General features: G+C 71.7%; 3 protein-coding genes and 1 pseudogene. 2 read left to right on the top strand and 2 right to left on the bottom strand.

Features of this window, described 5'->3' with window-relative positions:
- Nucleotides 1-190: 190 nt before the first annotated feature.
- Nucleotides 191-610, bottom strand: coding sequence for a type II toxin-antitoxin system HicB family antitoxin (locus FV228_RS29015; protein WP_147857628.1), 420 nt, complete (start codon nucleotides 608-610; stop codon nucleotides 191-193).
- 5 nt (nucleotides 611-615) lie between these two features.
- Nucleotides 616-801, bottom strand: coding sequence for a type II toxin-antitoxin system HicA family toxin (locus FV228_RS29010; RefSeq protein ID WP_147857627.1), 186 nt, complete (start codon nucleotides 799-801; stop codon nucleotides 616-618).
- A 179-nt stretch (nucleotides 802-980) separates the two neighbouring features.
- Here FV228_RS29010 and FV228_RS29005 point away from each other — a divergent pair, with 179 nt between their 5' ends.
- Complete coding sequence (locus FV228_RS29005) at nucleotides 981-1,277, top strand: hypothetical protein (protein WP_147857626.1); 297 nt, start codon at nucleotides 981-983, stop codon at nucleotides 1,275-1,277.
- Between the two features lie 184 nt (nucleotides 1,278-1,461).
- Nucleotides 1,462-1,645, top strand: a pseudogene (locus FV228_RS33845) (hypothetical protein); the annotation flags it as partial.

Below are 1,645 nucleotides of genomic sequence, written 5' to 3'. Positions count from 1 at the left end.
CCCCCCCCCCCCCCCCCCCCCCCCCCCCCCCCCCCCTGGGTGTTTTCAAGCCGCAGCCGGCATCCGCGCTGCAGCGGAGTCTCGTGGGCGCGGTGTCGGGTATAAGAGACAGGGGGGGGCGCGTGTTCGTCCGACGCCTGGACCCCAGGGCGCCTGGACCCCAGGGCGATAGGCCTTGCGGCGCGCCGGCTCAGGCGGCCTGGGTCGCCACGACGATCTCGCGCCCGCAGGCGGTCAGCGCCGCCTCGATCTGGCTCAGGCGGGATTCGTGGTCGAGATCGAGAAGCCGGTCGACCTGCGGCGGGTGCACGCGCAGCCGGCCGACGAGATCGGCCTTGCGGATGCCGGTCTCCAGCATCGCCCGATAGAGTTCGAGCTTGAGGGCCGTGAGCGCCGACAGGGCGACGGCGTGGCCGTTGATCGGGCCGGGCGGCGGGACCGGCTGTCGTGCAGTGATGCGCCCCTTGAGGGCTGTCGCCACCGCATCCGCGCCGTGGACGAGCGCGTCGGCCGAGCCCTCGCCGAAGCTCGTGACCTCCGGGAGGTCCGGGCAGGTCACCAGCAGGGTTCCGTCGTCGTCCGGGGTCAGCGTCACGGGATACCTGAGCATCGCTCCTAATCCTTGATATCCAGATCCTTCAGGATCTTCTTCCAGAGCCCGGTGCCGAGTTCCTTCGCGCCGCCATGCTGCGGAAGCACCGACATCCGGCCCTCGCGGCGGACGATCAGGTGGCCGCCCTTGCCGGGCTCGAAGCTGCATCCATGGCGGGCGAGGAAGCGCCTGGCCTGGCTGCTGTTCACGCGGAGCGACGCATCCGTTGCATCCTCCCGGGGCACACGCGATGCAACATATATGTTGTTTCGTGCGCCGGGTCCAGGAAGGCCCGGACCCCGCCGGTCGGGCGATCCGGGTCCATTCACGCGGGAGCGCGGCGCCCTACCTCATTGGTCCGCGACTGGACCGTGAAAGGACCGCTCCCATGCCCCTCACCCGCTACCTGGACGGCGGCGCCCACATCCTGGCCGCCGACGAGACCCTGATCCGGTTCGCGATGACCAACGGCGAGCGGGTGATCGGGATCGACGTTCCGATCCCGGTTCTGCGCCAGACGTTCGCCGGCGGGGCCGACCTCGCACCCCTCGACCTGTTCGCCCGGAACCAGGCGGCGATCGAGGCCGCGGCCAGCGCCGCCTACGACAAGACCGCGACCCCGAACGACCTGCTCGACATGGGCCCCGAGGACTTTTCGGGTCCGCCGGCCGCGGCCAAGCTCTGAGCCCGACCCTCCGGGAGCCCGCGCGGCAGCCGAAAGGCTCCGCGGCGCGGCCGGGAGCCTCCGCCCCGCGGAACAGCGGCGACGCGCAAATGCCGCGGGGCACCCGCCACGTTTCGGCCTGTTGATCCCAGAGAAGGGGCCGCGTCGGACGCGTCGCGTCCCGCGTTCCTCTGGACGGATCCCTATGCCCGGTGACCTGATCCCCTGCAGCCTGTTCCTGATCGGGATCCTCACCTCGGTGGCCGCCGACTGTCGGCTGCGCCGGGCGGAGGCCGCCCCGTGGGCGAACAGGTCGAGGGGTGCGAGGTCGGCCCCGCCGGCGAACGTCTGGCGCAGAACCGGGATCGGAACGTCGATCCCGATCACCC

It is taken from the genome of Methylobacterium sp. WL18 (genome assembly GCF_008040015.1).
Classification (GTDB): domain Bacteria; phylum Pseudomonadota; class Alphaproteobacteria; order Rhizobiales; family Beijerinckiaceae; genus Methylobacterium; species Methylobacterium mesophilicum.
The sequence above is the reverse complement of the archived record's forward strand: the minus strand, read 5'-3'. Positions and strand labels throughout refer to the sequence as shown.